Source organism: Mycobacterium sp. 1423905.2, assembly GCF_001673155.1.
Classification (GTDB): Bacteria; Actinomycetota; Actinomycetes; order Mycobacteriales; family Mycobacteriaceae; genus Mycobacterium.
The window spans coordinates 30,307-44,920 of the sequence record NZ_LZLE01000105.1; the positions used below are offsets into that span (position 1 = coordinate 30,307).

Genomic DNA, 14,614 nt, shown 5'->3' on the forward strand with positions numbered 1-14,614 from the left:
CTACGTCCAGAACCGCCGCCGCCCCGACGATTTCACGGTTCGTTTCACCTCCGCTAGTGCCGCGCGCACCTTCTCCTGTCCCGCCTCCGTCGGGCTGCACAGGTACCGGGTCAGCGCGTCGCACAGCGCGCTGAGTGCGGCCACCAAAGCGGCATCCGATGCGTGGTCGCGGTGACCGATGAGTTCGGCGCACACCGCGTCGAGTCCGGACTCGTCGCGGCCGAGCTGCTTCTCTACCCGCTTGAGCAACTGCGTCAGCGACCGCGTAGGCGCCGCGGTCCGGGTTGGGGCGGGAGCGGCGGGCACGCTGGCCAGGCTGTAGACCGCGTGGCCCGTCGGGGCGGGCATGAAGCCGACCGGCACCGCCCAACCGGCGGGTTGCTCGACGGGCTGGACGATCTCGGTGAGCGGACCCGCGTCGGTCTGCTCCGGATCGACCGCGACGAACGCCGTGAAGCGCGACAGCACACCGAAGCGGATGGAATGCGCGACCAGCCGGGCGGCCAACTCCTCATCCGGCACGCCGGACGCGTACTCGTCCTCCAGGTCACGCACCACCGACCGCGCCCAAATTGTCTGCACCGCAACAGCTTCGGGAGCTACCCGAGCCGGCAGCGCGGCGCTGAAGGTGTCCGCCTGCACCTGGAACGACGCGTCCTCGGCGCGGCCTCGGTAGCGCCCGCTGACCACCCACGGCACCCCGGCGAATGCGTCGGGCAACCTTGCCGGAGTGGTTGTACCGTCGAGGATTTCGACGCCATCGACGTGTACCCGCGGCGCCGTCAGCGCCGGCCGCCCGATGGTCCGCGCCAACCGGCCCATCACGTCGTCCAGGCGTTCTTCGGACTCGACCAGCTCTGCGCGCCCTCGGCCCAGTCGCGCCAACCGGTCGAGGAAGCCGGCGTTGACGGCTTGGTCGATGCCCACGCAGTAGATCCGGGTTTGTCCGATCAGTGGCCCCAGCGTCTGCAGTAGGTGGTCCTCGCCGGTGATCTGACCATCGGTCACCAGCACCACGCTGGCCTGCCGCTGCGCACCGGACGCGGCGAGCAGCTCGATCGCCTGGCGCAACGGTTCGGCCATGGCGGTGCCGCCGCGGCTGGTCAGCGCACCCAGCCAGGACGCCGCCGAGAACCGGTTGCGGTCCGAGCCGTCGACCAGACCGCCGGGCAGCGTCGAGGGCATGTCGGTTCGGTCGTCGAAGGCCAGCACGCAGAACCGGTCGCCGTTGTCGAGCATGTCCACGATCCGGCCCGCGGCGCGGCGCGCGGCGACCATCTTCCAGCCGCGCATCGACCCGGACCGATCCAGCACCACCACAACATCTCTTGGCGCACTTGACGTTTCGTTTGGCGGCACCAGCGTCACCGACCAGGTGCCGGTGTCTGTGTCGGGTTCGGGAACCAGCAGCGCCGACGCTGCCACGCCTGCATCGGCGACGCGGAACCGCAACAGGAAGTCGCGGTCGGCCCGGGCGCCCGCCGCCACCCGCAACAAGGTCCGCTCGCCGGTCCGCTCGCCGGTCCGCTCCAGGACGGCGGTAGGCAGCGAGGCCCGCAGATCGGACACCCCGAGCCCGGCCCCGTCGACGGTCACCGCAATGTGCAGGTCCGGCCGCTCGTCGCCGTCATCCAGCCGAGGCGGGGTCACCCTTGATGCGTCGGGCACAGCGTCGGTGTCGGCCGCGACGCCTCCGCCGGTCTGGTCCCCGGGCAGCGGCGCTCCGGTGGTGTAGCGCGGGGCGACCACAAGCGGGAACCGGAAGGTGGCCTCGCCGTCTTCGAAGGCCAGCGGTCCGGTCAGCCGCATCTCGATGGTCGCTTCTTCACCCCGGCCCAGGTTCCCCACCCGCACCGAGAACACGTCGGAACGGTCTTCCTCGACAATCGCCGCGCGCTGACCCGCCGCCAGCGCCTCCTCGTAATCCGCGCGCGCCTGACCTCGCTCCTTGAGCACACCCACGACCCGTCGCCCGCCCAGCGTCGCGACGAAGTCGGTCACGCCGGCGCGCGGCGGCAACGGGAACACGTAGGTGGCTTCGATGCTGGTATCGCCGCTGTTGACGAACCGCTGCCGCACCGTGGCGGTGGCGGTCAGCCCCACGATCGCGGTCTCGACGCTGAGTGCGCGCAGCGGCAATCGTCGCCCGTCGGCGCCGGTCAGTTCACCGCACGTCGAGCGGCTTCCGGTATCGGTGGTGTCATCGCCGATCAAAGGCAATACGTCAGCGCTCATGGGCGGTCCTCTCGTTGAGCAAGTCCAGCAGCGGCGCGGCGGCGCGGCGCAGGGCCGCCACCTCTGGAAGCGGGCCCCCGTCGACCAGCAACGTGACGGTGTCGGACAACCGGACGGCCTGCACGGGCGGGGCCACCGGCGCTGCGGGCGCAGTCCGCCAGAAACGTCCGGAGGACCGTGCCGGCGCGGGATCACCGGGCACGTCGCCCAAGTCCTCCGGCAGCACCCCCGGCGGTATGGCGGCCAGCGACTCCACCTCGTCGGCTGCCATGGCGTCCAACCGGTCGGCAATCTCGTCGAGCGAAAGGCCTTGGCCTTGCAGCCGCTTGATGGCCACCAGGCGCAACACGTGGGTGCGGCCGTAGGTCAGCGCCCGCCCCCGATTGCCCGGGCGTGGCAGCAAACCCCGCGCGGTGTAGTAGCGGATCATCCGCTCGGCCGGAACGGCTTTGGCCTGGCGGTTTCCCGGCGCAGCGCCGGACGCCTCCACGGCCTTGGCGGCCAGGGCAGCGAACTCAGCGAGGGAAAGCAGCGCCTGCATCAGTCAGCCCCCGCCGAGTGTGGGGCCTATGGATGCGCCGAGCCGGATTTCCCGCCCTAGGGCCCACACTCGACGCAACATACTGACAGTGTCATACTCCCGAATGACACTGTCAAATACTTTCCCGCTCCGTTTGCACAGCGTGCCGACCTGCGATTGAAAACCCGATCCCCTAATCTGCACAGACGATGCACTTTCCACGGTCCTCGGCACGCGCCGCGTCTTGCCTGGCCGCGGCGGCTTTTCTGGTCGCCGGCCCGGCCGTCCCGGCCGCCTTGGCCGAGCCCAATGCCGAGGCCAACGCCGGCGCCGCGAACTGCCCCTACCGAGTGACCACGCCACCGGCGGTCGACTCCTCGGAGGTGCCTGCCGCCGGCGAGGCCCCGCAACCGCTGGCGGTACCGCCGACCCCCGTGGGCGGCAACGCGCTCAGCGGCTGCGGCATCATCGCAGCACCCGACACCCCGCCGGTACCGGGTGACGTCTCGGCGGAGGCGTGGCTGGTTGCGGACCTGGACAGCGGCGCGGTCATCGCCGCCCGGGACCCGCACGGCCGGCACCGGCCCGCGAGCATCGTCAAGGTGCTGGTGGCCATGGCATCGATCAACGCGTTCAACCAGAACAAGACGGTTCCCGGCACCGCCGACGACGCCGCCGCCGAAGGCACCAAGGTGGGCGTCGACGACGGCGGCGTCTACACCATCAACCAACTGCTGCACGGGTTGTTGATGCACTCGGGCAACGACGCGGCGCATGCGCTGGCCATGCAGCTCGGCGGGATGCAGGCCGCGCTGGACAAGATCAACGTGCTGGCCGCGAAGCTGGGCGGCCGCGACACCCGCGTCGCGACGCCGTCGGGGCTGGACGGGCCCGGCATGAGCACCTCGGCCTACGACATGGGCCTGTTCTACCGGTACGCCTGGCAGAACCCGGTTTTCGCCGACATTGTCGCGACCAAGACGTTCGACTTCCCCGGCCACGGCGACCACCCCGGCTATCAGCTGGAGAACGACAACAAACTGCTCTACAACTACGCGGGCGCGCTGGGCGGCAAGACCGGGTACACCGACGACGCCGGGCAGACCTTCGTGGGCGCGGCCAACCGCAATGGTCGCCGGCTGATGGCGGTGCTGCTGCACGGCACCCGGGTGCCGATCGCGCCGTGGGAACAGGCGGCACACCTGCTCGACTACGGGTTCAGCACCGCCCAAGGCACCCAGGTCGGTTCGCTGATCGAGCCCGACCCTTCACTGGTCGCCAAGGGCAATCCCGCCGAGCGCCAAGCCGGACCGCAGGCCGCCGGACCGATCTCCTCGGCCGACGCCATGCCGGTGCGCGTGGGCGTAGCCGTCATCGGCGCGGCGGTCGTCTTCGGGTTGATGCTGGTCGCCCGGTCCCTGAATCGGCGGCCGCAACACTAGACTCGTGCCGATGACTGCCCGGTCTGCGCAGCGTGGCCTGCTGGTCGGGCTGACCGCCGCCAGCGTCGGCGTCATCTACGGTTACGACCTGTCCAGCATCGCCGGCGCGCTGCTGTTCATCAGCAGGGACTTCGACCTCACCACCCGCCAGCAGGAACTCATCACCACCATGGTGGTGATCGGGCAGATCGGCGGGGCGCTGGGCGCGGGAGCGCTGGCCAACGCGATCGGCCGTAAGAAGTCGATGGTGCTGATCACGTTGGGCTACGCGGTGTTCGCGGTGCTGGGCGCCATCTCGGTGTCGGTGCCCATGCTGCTGGTCGCCCGCCTTCTGCTGGGCGTGACGATCGGGGTGTCGGTGGTCGTCGTGCCGGTGTACGTCGCCGAGTCCGCACCCGCCGCCATCCGGGGCTCCCTGCTCACCGCTTACCAGGTGGCCACCGTCAGCGGCATCATCCTGGGCTACCTCACCGGTTACCTACTGGCCGGCTCGCAGAGTTGGCGGTTGCTGCTGGGGCTGGCCGCGGTACCGGACACCCTGCTGCTGCCGCTGTTGCTCCGGATGCCGGACACCGCTCGGTGGTATCTGCTCAAGGGCCGCGTCGACGACGCCCGCGCTGCCCTGTTACGCATCGAATCGGAGGCCACGGTCGACGCCGAACTTGCCGAAATCGCCGACGCGGCAACCGAAGAGGGCAGCGGTCCCGGTGTCGTCGCCGAGATGCTGCGCCGCCCGTATCTGCGGGCCACGCTGTTCGTAGTGGCACTCGGCTTCCTCATCCAGATCACCGGGATCAACGCGATCATCTACTACAGCCCACGGCTGTTCGCGGCCATGGGATTCGAAGGAAATTTTGCCCTGCTGGCGCTACCGGCCCTGGTTCAACTGGCCGGGCTGGCAGCGGTGTTCGTGTCAATGCTGTCAGTCGACCGGTTGGGCCGGCGCCCAATCCTGTTGACCGGCATCGCCATGATGGTCGTGGCCGACGCCGTGCTGGTCACCGTCTTCGCTAAGAATTCCACTGGCGCGCACGGCTTGATCTTCGGATTCGGTGGCGTGCTGCTGTTCATCGTCGGCTTCGGTTTCGGCTTCGGCTCGCTGGTGTGGGTGTACGCCGGCGAAAGCTTTCCCGCCCGGCTGCGGTCGGTGGGGTCGAGTGTGATGCTGACGTCGAATTTGACCGCCAACGCCTTGATCGCCGGCTTCTTCCTCACGCTGCTGCATCTACTCGGTGGTGCGGGTATCTTCGCGGCGTTCGGAGCGCTGGCCGTGGTCGCCTTCGTCGTCGTGCACCGCTTTGCGCCCGAGACCAAAGGCCGCCAGCTCGAAGACATTCGGCACTTCTGGGAAAACGGTGGGCGCTGGCCCGAAAAGCTCAGCAAAACGCCATGACGCTGATCAGCGCGGGCGCCGTCGTGGCAGGCGGACGGGTGCACCGCCCCGGCTGGGTGCACACCGAGGGCCGACGCATCCGGGTTTGCGGCCCCGGCAAGCCGCCCGCGGCACCCGACCTCGACGCGCCGAATAGTGTTGTGGTGCCAGGCTTTGTCGATATGCACGTGCACGGGGGCGGCGGCGCGTCCTTCACCGACGGCGCGGCCACCGACGTCGCCGCTTTTCACCGCCGGCACGGCACCACCACCATGCTGGCCAGTCTGATCACCGCCAGCAGCGACGAATTGCTCACCGTGGTACGCCTTCTCGCCGAGGCCACGTGCGCCGGGATCGTCGCGGGCATCCACCTCGAGGGTCCGTGGCTGAGCCGGGCTCGCTGCGGCGCGCACGACCCGGCGCGCATGCGCGACCCTGACCCGTCTGAGATCGACGCCGTGCTGACCGCCGCCCAGGGCAGTGTCCGGATGGTGACACTGGCGCCGGAATTGCCCGGCGCCGACGCCGCCATCCACCAACTGCGCGACGCCAACGTTGTTGTGGCCGTTGGCCATACCGACGCCACCTACGAGCAGACAGCGCACGCGATCGCCGCGGGCGCGACCGTCGGCACCCACCTGTTCAACGCCATGCCGCCTCTACACCACCGCAACCCCGGACCGGTGCTGGCGCTGCTGCGTGATCCGCGGGTCACCGTCGAACTCATCGCCGACGGCGTGCACGTGCATCCCGAGGTGGTGCGCGCGGTGACCACCGGCGTCGGCCCCGGCCGGGTGGCACTGGTCACCGACGCGATCGCGGCCGCCGGATACGGCGACGGCCGCTACCGGTTGGGCGCGGTACCCATCGAGGTGCAATCCAGGGTGGCGCGGGTGCAGGGCACGACCACCATCGCGGGCAGCACCGCCACCATGGACGCGCTGTTTCGCACCGCCGCCGCCGGCGGTGACGACGCCGGATTGCTCGCCGCCGTGCAGATGACGTCGACGACGCCGGCGCGGGCCCTCGGGCTGGCCGCAGTCGGCGACCTGTCGCCCGGCTTCGACGCCGATCTTGTTGTGCTCGACGAGCATCTGCGGATCGCCGCGGTCATGAGCGACGGCGACTGGTCACTGGCGCCCTAGCGCCGCCACCGGGTGAGCCGCGAAAACGTCAGCGCGCCAAGTGCTCCGGCCGCCACAGCGGCCAAGGTCTGCCGCACACTGATGCCATCGACGACCTGCACCCGCGGACTGATGATCGCCGGAGCGGGCGGGTCGACGTGCCGGTCGCGCGGATCCTCGTCGCCGGCGGTGGCCGCCCACGCGGCGGCGAACAGCACGAGGTAGGAGGTGACATAGGCGAACACCATCAGACCCAACACCGGCCCGAAGGTGGCCCCCGCCGGGCTGCGCAGCACCACCGCCAAGTAGATCGACCCCACCTGCTTGAACAACTCGTACCCGACCGCGACCAGCAACCCGGCCCGAATCGACGTGACGATGCTGGACGGGTCCCGGGGCAACCGGGCGATCATCCAGGTGAACAACAACCACGACACCAGCACCGACACCACGATCGATATGACGCGAAACAGCACGTCGAACACCGAAAACTCCGGTATGCCAAGCCATCTGAGCAACACCGCCATCGGCCGGGTGTGGCTGAGCGCGCTGAGCGCAACGCTGGCCATGATCACCACAAACGAACTGACCATCGCGATCAGATCGGAGAACTTGGTCCGCACATAACCCGGCGAGTCCTTCGGCTGGTCCCACATCTCGCTCAACGCCGACCGCAGATGCGACATCCACCCCAGGCCCGCCCAGGCCGCAGTGGCCAAACCGACCAGCCCCACCGACGCCCGCGCGTCGATCGCGGAGTTCATCAACTCGACCAGGTCGTTACCCAATTCGCCGGTCACCGCAACCCTGATCCGGTCGTTGATCATGCTCACCGCCTGCGGCCGGCGCGACAGGGTGAACCCGACCACCGCGAAAGTGACCATCAGCAACGGGAACAACGCGAAGATCGTGTAGTAGGTGATGCCCGCCGCGAAAAAACCACCCTGCCGGTCGCTGAAGCGCTGATAGGCGCGCCACACGTGGTCCAACCACCCGTACCGGGCCCGTAGTCGATCGACGATCCCCGGCCGGGCCGGCGCGCTCATGGCGACGGTCTGCCCGGTTGCGGGAGGAAGCCGAGTTTGTCGTAGACCCGCTGAACGGTCTTGCTGGCGACCTCGTTGGCGCGTTGCGCCCCCGCCGCCAGGATCGCCTCCAATTCCGCGACGTCGCGGGTCAATTCCTCGACCCGGGCCTTGATCGGGGTGAGGTAGGAGACGACGGCTTCGGCGGTGTCCTTCTTCAGGTCGCCGTAGCCGCGGCCGGCATAACCATCGACCAACGTGTCGATGTCGACCCCGCTGACCGCCGACTGGATGCTGAGCAAATTCGATACGCCCGGCTTGCCCTCGACGTCGTAGCGGATCTCTCGCTCGCTGTCGGTCACCGCGGAACGAATCTTCTTGGCCGACAACGACGGGTCGTCGAGCAGGTTGATCAACCCGGCGTCGGTGCTGGCTGATTTGCTCATCTTCGACGTCGGGTCCTGCAGGTCGTAGATCTTGGCGGTGACCTTGGGGATGAGCACGTCGGGCACCACGAAGGTGTCCGGGAAGCGGCTGTTGAACCGCTGGGCGATGTCGCGCGCCAACTCCAAGTGCTGCCGTTGGTCCTCCCCGACCGGCACCAGGTGAGTGTCGTAGGCCAGCACGTCGGCGGCCTGAAGCACCGGGTAGGTGAACAGCCCCACGGTGGTGGAATCGGCGCCTTGCCGGCTCGACTTGTCCTTGAACTGCGTCATCCGCGCGGCCTGACCGAAGCCGGTGAAGCAGCCCAGCACCCACGCCAACTCGGCGTGCGCCGGCACGTGGCTTTGCACGAATACGGTGCTGCGATTGGGGTCGATGCCCAGCGCCAGGTACTGCGCAGCGGTGATCAGAGTGCGGCGGCGCAACGCCTTCGGATCCTGCGGGACCGTGATCGCGTGCAGGTCGACCACACAGAAGAACGCGTCCCAGTCGTCCTGCCAGTCCTCTTGCAGGGTCACCCACTGGGCAACCGCACCCAGCGCGTTGCCCAGATGCAAAGAATCAGAGGTTGGCTGCACGCCGGAGAAGATCCGGCCGGACCGGGTAGCGGTGCTCATGATGTCCCGATCTTTTCATGGCGGACCCCTCGGTTCGGACCACCGGTCAGCATTGCTTGCGGTACCGCCGGTAACACCTTGTAATCTCAGCTGCATGACGACTCGTTCGCCGATTCACCTTGGCGCCGGAGAGGGCCGCGAGCCGGTCTTGCTCCTGCACCCATTCCTGATGTCGCAGACCGTGTGGGACGTCGTGGCCCAGCAACTGGCCGACACCGGCCGCTACGAGGTGTTCGCGCCGACCATGGCCGGGCACAACGGCGGACCGTACGCGGGCACTTGGCTGCTGAGCTCGGCGGTGCTGGCCGACCACGTCGAGCGGCAGATGGACGAGCTGGGCTGGGAAACCGCCCACATCGTGGGTAATTCGCTCGGTGGCTGGGTCGCCTTCGAACTGGAACGGCGCGGGCGGGCCCGCAGCGTGACCGGCATCGCCGCGGCCGGCGGCTGGACCCGCTGGAGCCCGGTGAAATTCGAGGTCATCGCCAAGTTCGTGGCGGGGATGCCGGTGCTGTTGTTGGCCCGGCTGCTGGGCCAACGCGCCATGCGCCTGCCGTTCAGTCGCCGGCTGGCCACCCTGCCGTTGAGCGCGTCGCCCGATGGAGTCGGCGAGAAGGACCTGTCCGGGATCGTCGACGACGCCGCCCATTGCCCGGCCTACTTTCAGCTACTGATTAAGGCGCTGCTGCAACCCGGGCTTCTCCAGCTGGCCGAGACCGCCGTCCCTGCGCATGTGGTGCTGTGCGAGAAGGACCGAGTGGTGCCGCCGAACCGGTTCGGCCGCCATTTCACCGACTTTCTGCCCAAGAACACCAAAGTCACCCGCCTCGACGGCGTCGGGCACGTGCCCATGTTCGAGGCGCCCGGGCGAGTCACCGAGGTGATCACCGAGTTCCTCGAGGAGTGCGTACCGCCGCAGGCTCGGGCGGCCGATCCCCCGGCGAGCTGATCAGCTGTTCGCGAGTTCCTTGTTCAGGTTCTCCGCGATCGCCTCGAGGAACTCTTCGGAGTTCAACCACTCCTGCTCCGGACCGATCAGCAGGGCCAGGTCCTTGGTCATCTTGCCGCTTTCGACGGTGCCGACCACCACCCGCTCGAGCCGCTGAGCGAACTCGCTGACCTCGGGTGTGTTGTCCAACTTGCCGCGGTGCTGCAACCCGCGCGTCCAGGCGAAGATCGACGCGATCGGGTTGGTGGAGGTGGGTTTGCCGGCCTGGTACTGACGGAAGTGCCGGGTGACGGTGCCGTGCGCCGCTTCGGCCTCGACCGTCTTGCCGTCCGCGGTCATCAGCACCGACGTCATCAGCCCTAGAGAGCCGTAACCTTGCGCGACGGTGTCCGACTGCACGTCGCCGTCGTAGTTCTTGCACGCCCACACGTAGCCGCCTTCCCACTTGAGGCAGGCGGCCACCATGTCGTCGATGAGGCGATGCTCGTAGGTCAGGCCCTCGGCTTCGAACTTGTCCTTGAATTCCTCGTCGTAGACGCGCTGGAACTCGTCTTTGAACATGCCGTCGTAGGCCTTGAGGATGGTGTTCTTGGTGGACAGGTACACCGGCCATTTGGCGTTGAGCCCGTAGGCGAATGATGCGCGGGCGAAGTCGCGGATGGAGTCCTTGAAGTTGTACATGCCCATCACCACACCGCCGTCGGCAGGGATGTTCACCACCTCGTGCACCATCGGCTCGCTGCCGTCGGCCGGGGTGAAGGTGAGGGTGACGGTTCCGGGCTTGTCCACCTTGAAATTGGTAGCGCGGTACTGGTCACCAAAAGCGTGGCGGCCGATGACGATCGGCTTCGTCCAGCCCGGAACCAGCCGTGGCACATTGGAAATGACGATGGGCTCGCGAAATATGGTGCCGCCGAGTATGTTTCGGATGGTGCCGTTGGGTGACAGCCACATCTTCTTCAGGTTGAACTCCTGCACCCTCGCCTCGTCGGGCGTGATCGTCGCGCATTTGATGCCCACTCCGTGCTTCTTGATCGCGTAGGCGGCGTCGATGGTCACCTGGTCGTTGGTGCGGTCGCGGTGCTCGATACCCAGGTCGTAGTAGTCGAGGGAGATGTCCAGGTGGGGCAGGATGAGCATCTCTTTGATGAGCTTCCAGATGACGCGGGTCATCTCGTCGCCGTCGAGCTCTACGACCGGGCCCTTGACCCTGATCTTGGGTTCGCTGGACACTTCGCCAGCCTACTAGCGGTCCGCGCAGGCCCGGGTTGCGCGCCGACGCCGTTGAACGCGTGTATTGGCGGCGAGGCGCGGCCATACGCTAGGCTGCGAATCGGTCATGAGTGCCAGCGCGAAGCCCCGGCTTGCTGGCCGGCAACCCTCCAACCGCGGTGGGGTGCCCCGGGTGATGACCAGGTTGAGTAGTCGCCACCGGCTACGCGGCAAGCGCGGGTCCGCCATGACGGGCCCCTGAGCCAGACAGGGGAATACATCCATGAGCACTGACGGCACCACCGACACCGATCCGACCGCACATTGGTCGTTCGAGACCAAGCAGATTCACGCCGGCCAGCACGCCGATACCGCCACCAACGCGCGGGCGCTACCGATCTACCAGACCACGTCCTACACGTTCAACGACACCGCCCATGCGGCCGCGCTGTTCGGTCTGGAAGTACCCGGCAACATCTACACCCGGATCGGCAACCCGACCACCGATGTGGTCGAGCAGCGGATCGCCGCGCTGGAAGGCGGCGTCGCCGCGCTGTTCCTGTCCTCCGGGCAGGCCGCCGAGACGTTCGCCATCTTGAACGTGGCCGGCGCCGGCGATCACATCGTGTCCAGCCCACGGCTGTACGGCGGAACTTATAACCTGTTCCACTATTCGCTGGCCAAGCTCGGCATCGAAGTCAGCTTCGTCGCCGATCCCGACGACGTCGAGTCCTGGCAGGCGGCGACTCGGCCGAACACCAAGGCGTTCTTCGCCGAGACGATCTCCAACCCACAGATCGACGTGCTGGACACTCCGGCGGTTTCCGAGGTAGCACACCGCAACGGCGTGCCGTTGATCGTCGACAACACCATCGCCACGCCGTACCTGATCCAGCCGCTGGCCCAAGGCGCCGACGTCGTGGTGCATTCGGCCACCAAGTACCTGGGCGGGCACGGCGCCGCCATCGCCGGAGTCATCGTGGACGGCGGCACGTTCGACTGGACGCAAGGCCGTTTCCCGGGTTTCACCACGCCCGACCCCAGCTATCACGGCGTGGTCTACGCCGAGTTGGGGCCGCCCGCCTACGCGTTGAAAGCGCGAGTGCAACTGCTGCGTGATCTGGGCTCCGCGGCGTCGCCGTTCAACGCGTTCCTGGTGGCTCAAGGTTTGGAGACGCTGAGCCTGCGGGTGGAGCGGCATGTGGCCAACGCGCAGCGGGTCGCGGAGTTCTTGGCCGGGCGCGACGACGTGCTGTCGGTCAACTACGCCGGGCTGCCCAGCTCGCCGTGGTACGAGCGGGGAAAGAAGTTGGCGCCCAAAGGTACTGGCGCGGTATTGGCGTTCGAATTGGCCGGCGGTGTGGAGGCCGGCAAGGCCTTCGTCAATGCGCTGCAGCTGCACAGCCACGTCGCCAACATCGGTGACGTGCGCTCCCTGGTGATCCACCCAGCCTCGACCACCCACGCCCAGTTGAGCCCCGCCGAGCAACTGGCCAGCGGCGTCAGCCCGGGGCTGGTGCGGTTGGCCGTCGGACTCGAGGGCATCGACGACATCCTGGCCGACCTGGAGCTGGGCTTCGCCGCGGCACGCAAGTACGGGGCCGACCCGTCGGCCACCGGGGACGCGCAGGCCGTGGCGGCCTTCTGAGGAACCCAGCGATGACAATTTCCGACGTGCCCACTCAAACCCTGCCCGCCGAAGGGGAAGTCGGCGTGATCGACATCGGTTCGCTGCGCACCGAGAGCGGCGCGGTGATCGACGACGTCCACATCGCCGTGCAGCGCTGGGGCGAGTTGTCGCCCGCGCGGGACAACGTGGTGATGGTGCTGCATGCGCTGACCGGTGATTCGCATATCACCGGACCGGCCGGACCCGGACATCCCACCCCCGGCTGGTGGGACGGAGTGGCCGGACCTGGTGCGCCCATCGACACCGACCGCTGGTGCGCGGTGGCGACCAACGTGCTGGGCGGCTGCCGGGGATCCACCGGGCCCAGTTCGCTGGCACGCGACGGAAAGCCTTGGGGCTCACGGTTTCCGCTGGTGTCGGTGCGCGACCAAGTGGCGGCGGACGTCGCCGCGCTGGCCGCCATGGGCATTACCGAGGTGGCCGCGGTGGTCGGCGGGTCGATGGGCGGCGCCCGGGCGCTGGAATGGATGGTCGGCCACCCGGATCGGGTGCGGGCCGGCTTGCTGCTCGCGGTCGGCGCGCGCGCCACCGGCGACCAGATCGGCACGCAGACCACGCAGATCGCCGCCATCAAGGCCGACCCGAATTGGCAGGGCGGCGACTATTACGACACCGGGCGGTCCCCGGATGACGGCCTTCGAATCGCCCGCCGCATCGCGCATCTGACCTATCGCGGGGAGCTGGAACTCGACACCCGGTTCGCGAACAAGAGTCAGCACGGTGAGGATCCGACAGCCGGCGGCCGTTACGCGGTGCAGAGCTACCTCGAGCACCAGGGCGACAAGCTGTTGTCCCGGTTCGACGCCGGCAGCTACGTCATCTTGACCGAGTCGCTCAACAGTCACGATGTCGGCCGCGGCCGCGGCGGTGTGCGGGCGGCGCTGAGTGGCTGCCCGGTTCCGGCGGTGGTCGGTGGCATCGACTCCGACCGGTTGTACCCGCTGCGGTTGCAGGAAGAGCTGGCTGAGTTATTGCCTGGCTGCGGCGAATTGGCGGTCGTCGACTCGATCTGCGGTCACGACGGTTTCCTGGTGGAGACCGAGGCGGTCGGCGAATTGATCCGGCAGACCCTGCAGTTGGCCGAAGGCGCGTGTCAGCGGTGACGCGTTCCCGGCGTGACCGCTCCCTGTCTTTCGGCTCGGCTGCGGCCGCCTACGAGCGGGGCCGCCCGTCGTATCCGCCCGAGGCGATCGACTGGCTGTTGCCGTCCGGTGCCCGTGATGTGCTGGATCTGGGTGCGGGGACGGGCAAGCTGACCACTCGGCTGGTCGAACGCGGTTTGGACGTGGTGGCGGTCGACCCGGTCCCGGAGATGCTGGAAGTGCTGCGCGGGTCGCTGCCGCAGACGCGCGCGCTGCTCGGGACCGCGGAAGAGATTCCGTTGGCGGACAACAGCGTTGACGCCGTGCTGGTCGCTCAGGCGTGGCACTGGGTGGACCCGGCGCGTGCGGTGCCGGAAGTGGCGCGGGTACTGCGGCCGGGTGGCCGGTTGGGACTTGTGTGGAACACCCGCGACGAACGACTGGGCTGGGTGCGCGAATTGGGGGAAATCATCGGGCGCGACGGTGATCCGGTGCGAGACAAAGTGACTCTGCCCGAGCCGTTCACCGAGGTGTCCCGCCATCAGGTCGAGTGGACGAATTACGTGACGCCGCAGGCGCTGATCGACCTGGTGGCCTCGCGCAGTTACTGCATCACCTCACCGGACGAGGTCCGCACCAAGACCTTGGACAAGGTGCGCGAGTTGCTCGCCACGCATCCGGCGCTGGTGAACGCCAATGGCCTTGCGATGCCGTACGTTACGGTCTGCGTGCGTGCGACTCTGACCAAGTAGGACGCGCTACTCCGGTTCGTCGTCCTCGGGTGCCAGCAGTTTTTCGGGGTGGTGGTAGGTGTTGGTGCGGGGTTGGCCGTCGGCGACGCCGTGATGGGGTTGCTCGGCGTGGTGGGGTCCGAGGCGGTCGTCGATCAGCGGTTGGTGACC

Annotated in this window: 12 protein-coding genes, 1 pseudogene and 1 riboswitch; of the genes and pseudogenes, 8 read left to right on the forward strand and 5 right to left on the reverse strand. The window is 68.1% G+C overall.

Features of this window, described 5'->3' with window-relative positions:
• Complete coding sequence (locus A9W95_RS05770; protein WP_067409638.1) at positions 1 to 2,235, reverse strand: VIT domain-containing protein; 2,235 nt, start codon at positions 2,233 to 2,235, stop codon at positions 1 to 3.
• Positions 2,225 to 2,776, reverse strand: coding sequence for a MerR family transcriptional regulator (locus A9W95_RS05775; protein WP_067409639.1), 552 nt, complete (start codon positions 2,774 to 2,776; stop codon positions 2,225 to 2,227). The genes A9W95_RS05770 and A9W95_RS05775 overlap by 11 nt, the downstream gene beginning before the upstream one ends.
• Before the next feature lie 188 nt (positions 2,777 to 2,964).
• Here A9W95_RS05775 and A9W95_RS05780 point away from each other — a divergent pair, with 188 nt between their 5' ends.
• Genes A9W95_RS05780 through nagA form a run of 3 tightly spaced genes read left to right on the forward strand, consistent with a single transcriptional unit; the run spans position 2,965 to position 6,714 of the window.
• Positions 2,965 to 4,197 carry a D-alanyl-D-alanine carboxypeptidase family protein gene (locus A9W95_RS05780; RefSeq protein WP_067409640.1) on the forward strand — a complete coding sequence of 411 codons (1,233 nt, stop codon included), beginning with the start codon at positions 2,965 to 2,967 and terminating at the stop codon, positions 4,195 to 4,197.
• A gap of 10 nt (positions 4,198 to 4,207) precedes the next feature.
• Complete coding sequence (locus tag A9W95_RS05785) at positions 4,208 to 5,590, forward strand: sugar porter family MFS transporter (RefSeq protein ID WP_067409641.1); 1,383 nt, start codon at positions 4,208 to 4,210, stop codon at positions 5,588 to 5,590.
• Positions 5,587 to 6,714, forward strand: coding sequence for an N-acetylglucosamine-6-phosphate deacetylase (gene nagA / locus A9W95_RS05790; protein WP_067409642.1), 1,128 nt, complete (start codon positions 5,587 to 5,589; stop codon positions 6,712 to 6,714). The genes A9W95_RS05785 and nagA overlap by 4 nt, the downstream gene beginning before the upstream one ends.
• Here nagA and yhjD read toward each other — a convergent pair.
• Together yhjD and trpS are read right to left on the reverse strand one after the other, a co-directional pair.
• Positions 6,711 to 7,739, reverse strand: coding sequence for an inner membrane protein YhjD (gene yhjD, locus A9W95_RS05795; RefSeq protein WP_067409643.1), 1,029 nt, complete (start codon positions 7,737 to 7,739; stop codon positions 6,711 to 6,713). The two genes, nagA and yhjD, sit on opposite strands and share 4 nt — an antisense overlap.
• Positions 7,736 to 8,779, reverse strand: a complete 1,044-nt coding sequence (gene trpS, locus A9W95_RS05800) for a tryptophan--tRNA ligase (protein WP_067409644.1) — start codon at positions 8,777 to 8,779, stop codon at positions 7,736 to 7,738. Before trpS ends, yhjD begins: the two co-directional genes overlap by 4 nt.
• A 148-nt stretch (positions 8,780 to 8,927) precedes the next feature.
• Between trpS and A9W95_RS05805 the strand changes: the two genes are divergently transcribed.
• On the forward strand, positions 8,928 to 9,728 hold the full coding sequence (locus tag A9W95_RS05805) for an alpha/beta fold hydrolase (protein ID WP_067409653.1): 801 nt from the start codon (positions 8,928 to 8,930) through the stop codon (positions 9,726 to 9,728).
• Here the strand turns inward: A9W95_RS05805 and A9W95_RS05810 are convergent, their stop codons facing one another.
• Positions 9,729 to 10,961, reverse strand: a complete 1,233-nt coding sequence (locus A9W95_RS05810; RefSeq protein WP_067409645.1) for an NADP-dependent isocitrate dehydrogenase — start codon at positions 10,959 to 10,961, stop codon at positions 9,729 to 9,731.
• Between the two features lie 102 nt (positions 10,962 to 11,063).
• A riboswitch (SAM riboswitch) is annotated at positions 11,064 to 11,183 on the forward strand.
• 40 nt (positions 11,184 to 11,223) lie between these two features.
• Here A9W95_RS05810 and A9W95_RS05815 point away from each other — a divergent pair.
• The 4 genes and pseudogenes from A9W95_RS05815 to A9W95_RS28360 all read left to right on the forward strand — a co-directional run.
• Positions 11,224 to 12,588: a bifunctional o-acetylhomoserine/o-acetylserine sulfhydrylase gene (locus A9W95_RS05815; RefSeq protein WP_067409646.1), complete on the forward strand. Its 1,365-nt coding sequence runs from the start codon at positions 11,224 to 11,226 to the stop codon at positions 12,586 to 12,588.
• An 11-nt stretch (positions 12,589 to 12,599) separates the two neighbouring features.
• Positions 12,600 to 13,733 carry a homoserine O-acetyltransferase gene (locus A9W95_RS05820; RefSeq protein WP_067409647.1) on the forward strand — a complete coding sequence of 378 codons (1,134 nt, stop codon included), beginning with the start codon at positions 12,600 to 12,602 and terminating at the stop codon, positions 13,731 to 13,733.
• The gene (locus A9W95_RS05825; RefSeq protein WP_067409654.1) at positions 13,730 to 14,464 is read left to right on the forward strand and encodes a class I SAM-dependent methyltransferase; all 735 of its coding nucleotides are present in this window, start codon (positions 13,730 to 13,732) and stop codon (positions 14,462 to 14,464) included. Before A9W95_RS05820 ends, A9W95_RS05825 begins: the two co-directional genes overlap by 4 nt.
• Positions 14,465 to 14,509: 45 nt before the next feature.
• Positions 14,510 to 14,614, forward strand: a pseudogene (locus tag A9W95_RS28360) (hypothetical protein); the annotation flags it as partial.

Bases quoted from the DNA above. Each gene is read 5' to 3' on its own strand.
- A9W95_RS05770 (WP_067409638.1), bottom strand. From the start codon at position 2,235: ATGAGCGCTGACGTATTGCCTTTGATCGGCGATGACACCACCGATACC.
- A9W95_RS05775 (WP_067409639.1), bottom strand. From the start codon at position 2,776: ATGCAGGCGCTGCTTTCCCTCGCTGAGTTCGCTGCCCTGGCCGCCAAG.
- A9W95_RS05780 (WP_067409640.1), top strand. From the start codon at position 2,965: ATGCACTTTCCACGGTCCTCGGCACGCGCCGCGTCTTGCCTGGCCGCG.
- A9W95_RS05785 (WP_067409641.1), top strand. From the start codon at position 4,208: ATGACTGCCCGGTCTGCGCAGCGTGGCCTGCTGGTCGGGCTGACCGCC.
- nagA (WP_067409642.1), top strand. From the start codon at position 5,587: ATGACGCTGATCAGCGCGGGCGCCGTCGTGGCAGGCGGACGGGTGCAC.
- yhjD (WP_067409643.1), bottom strand. From the start codon at position 7,739: ATGAGCGCGCCGGCCCGGCCGGGGATCGTCGATCGACTACGGGCCCGG.
- trpS (WP_067409644.1), bottom strand. From the start codon at position 8,779: ATGAGCACCGCTACCCGGTCCGGCCGGATCTTCTCCGGCGTGCAGCCA.
- A9W95_RS05815 (WP_067409646.1), top strand. From the start codon at position 11,224: ATGAGCACTGACGGCACCACCGACACCGATCCGACCGCACATTGGTCG.
- A9W95_RS05820 (WP_067409647.1), top strand. From the start codon at position 12,600: ATGACAATTTCCGACGTGCCCACTCAAACCCTGCCCGCCGAAGGGGAA.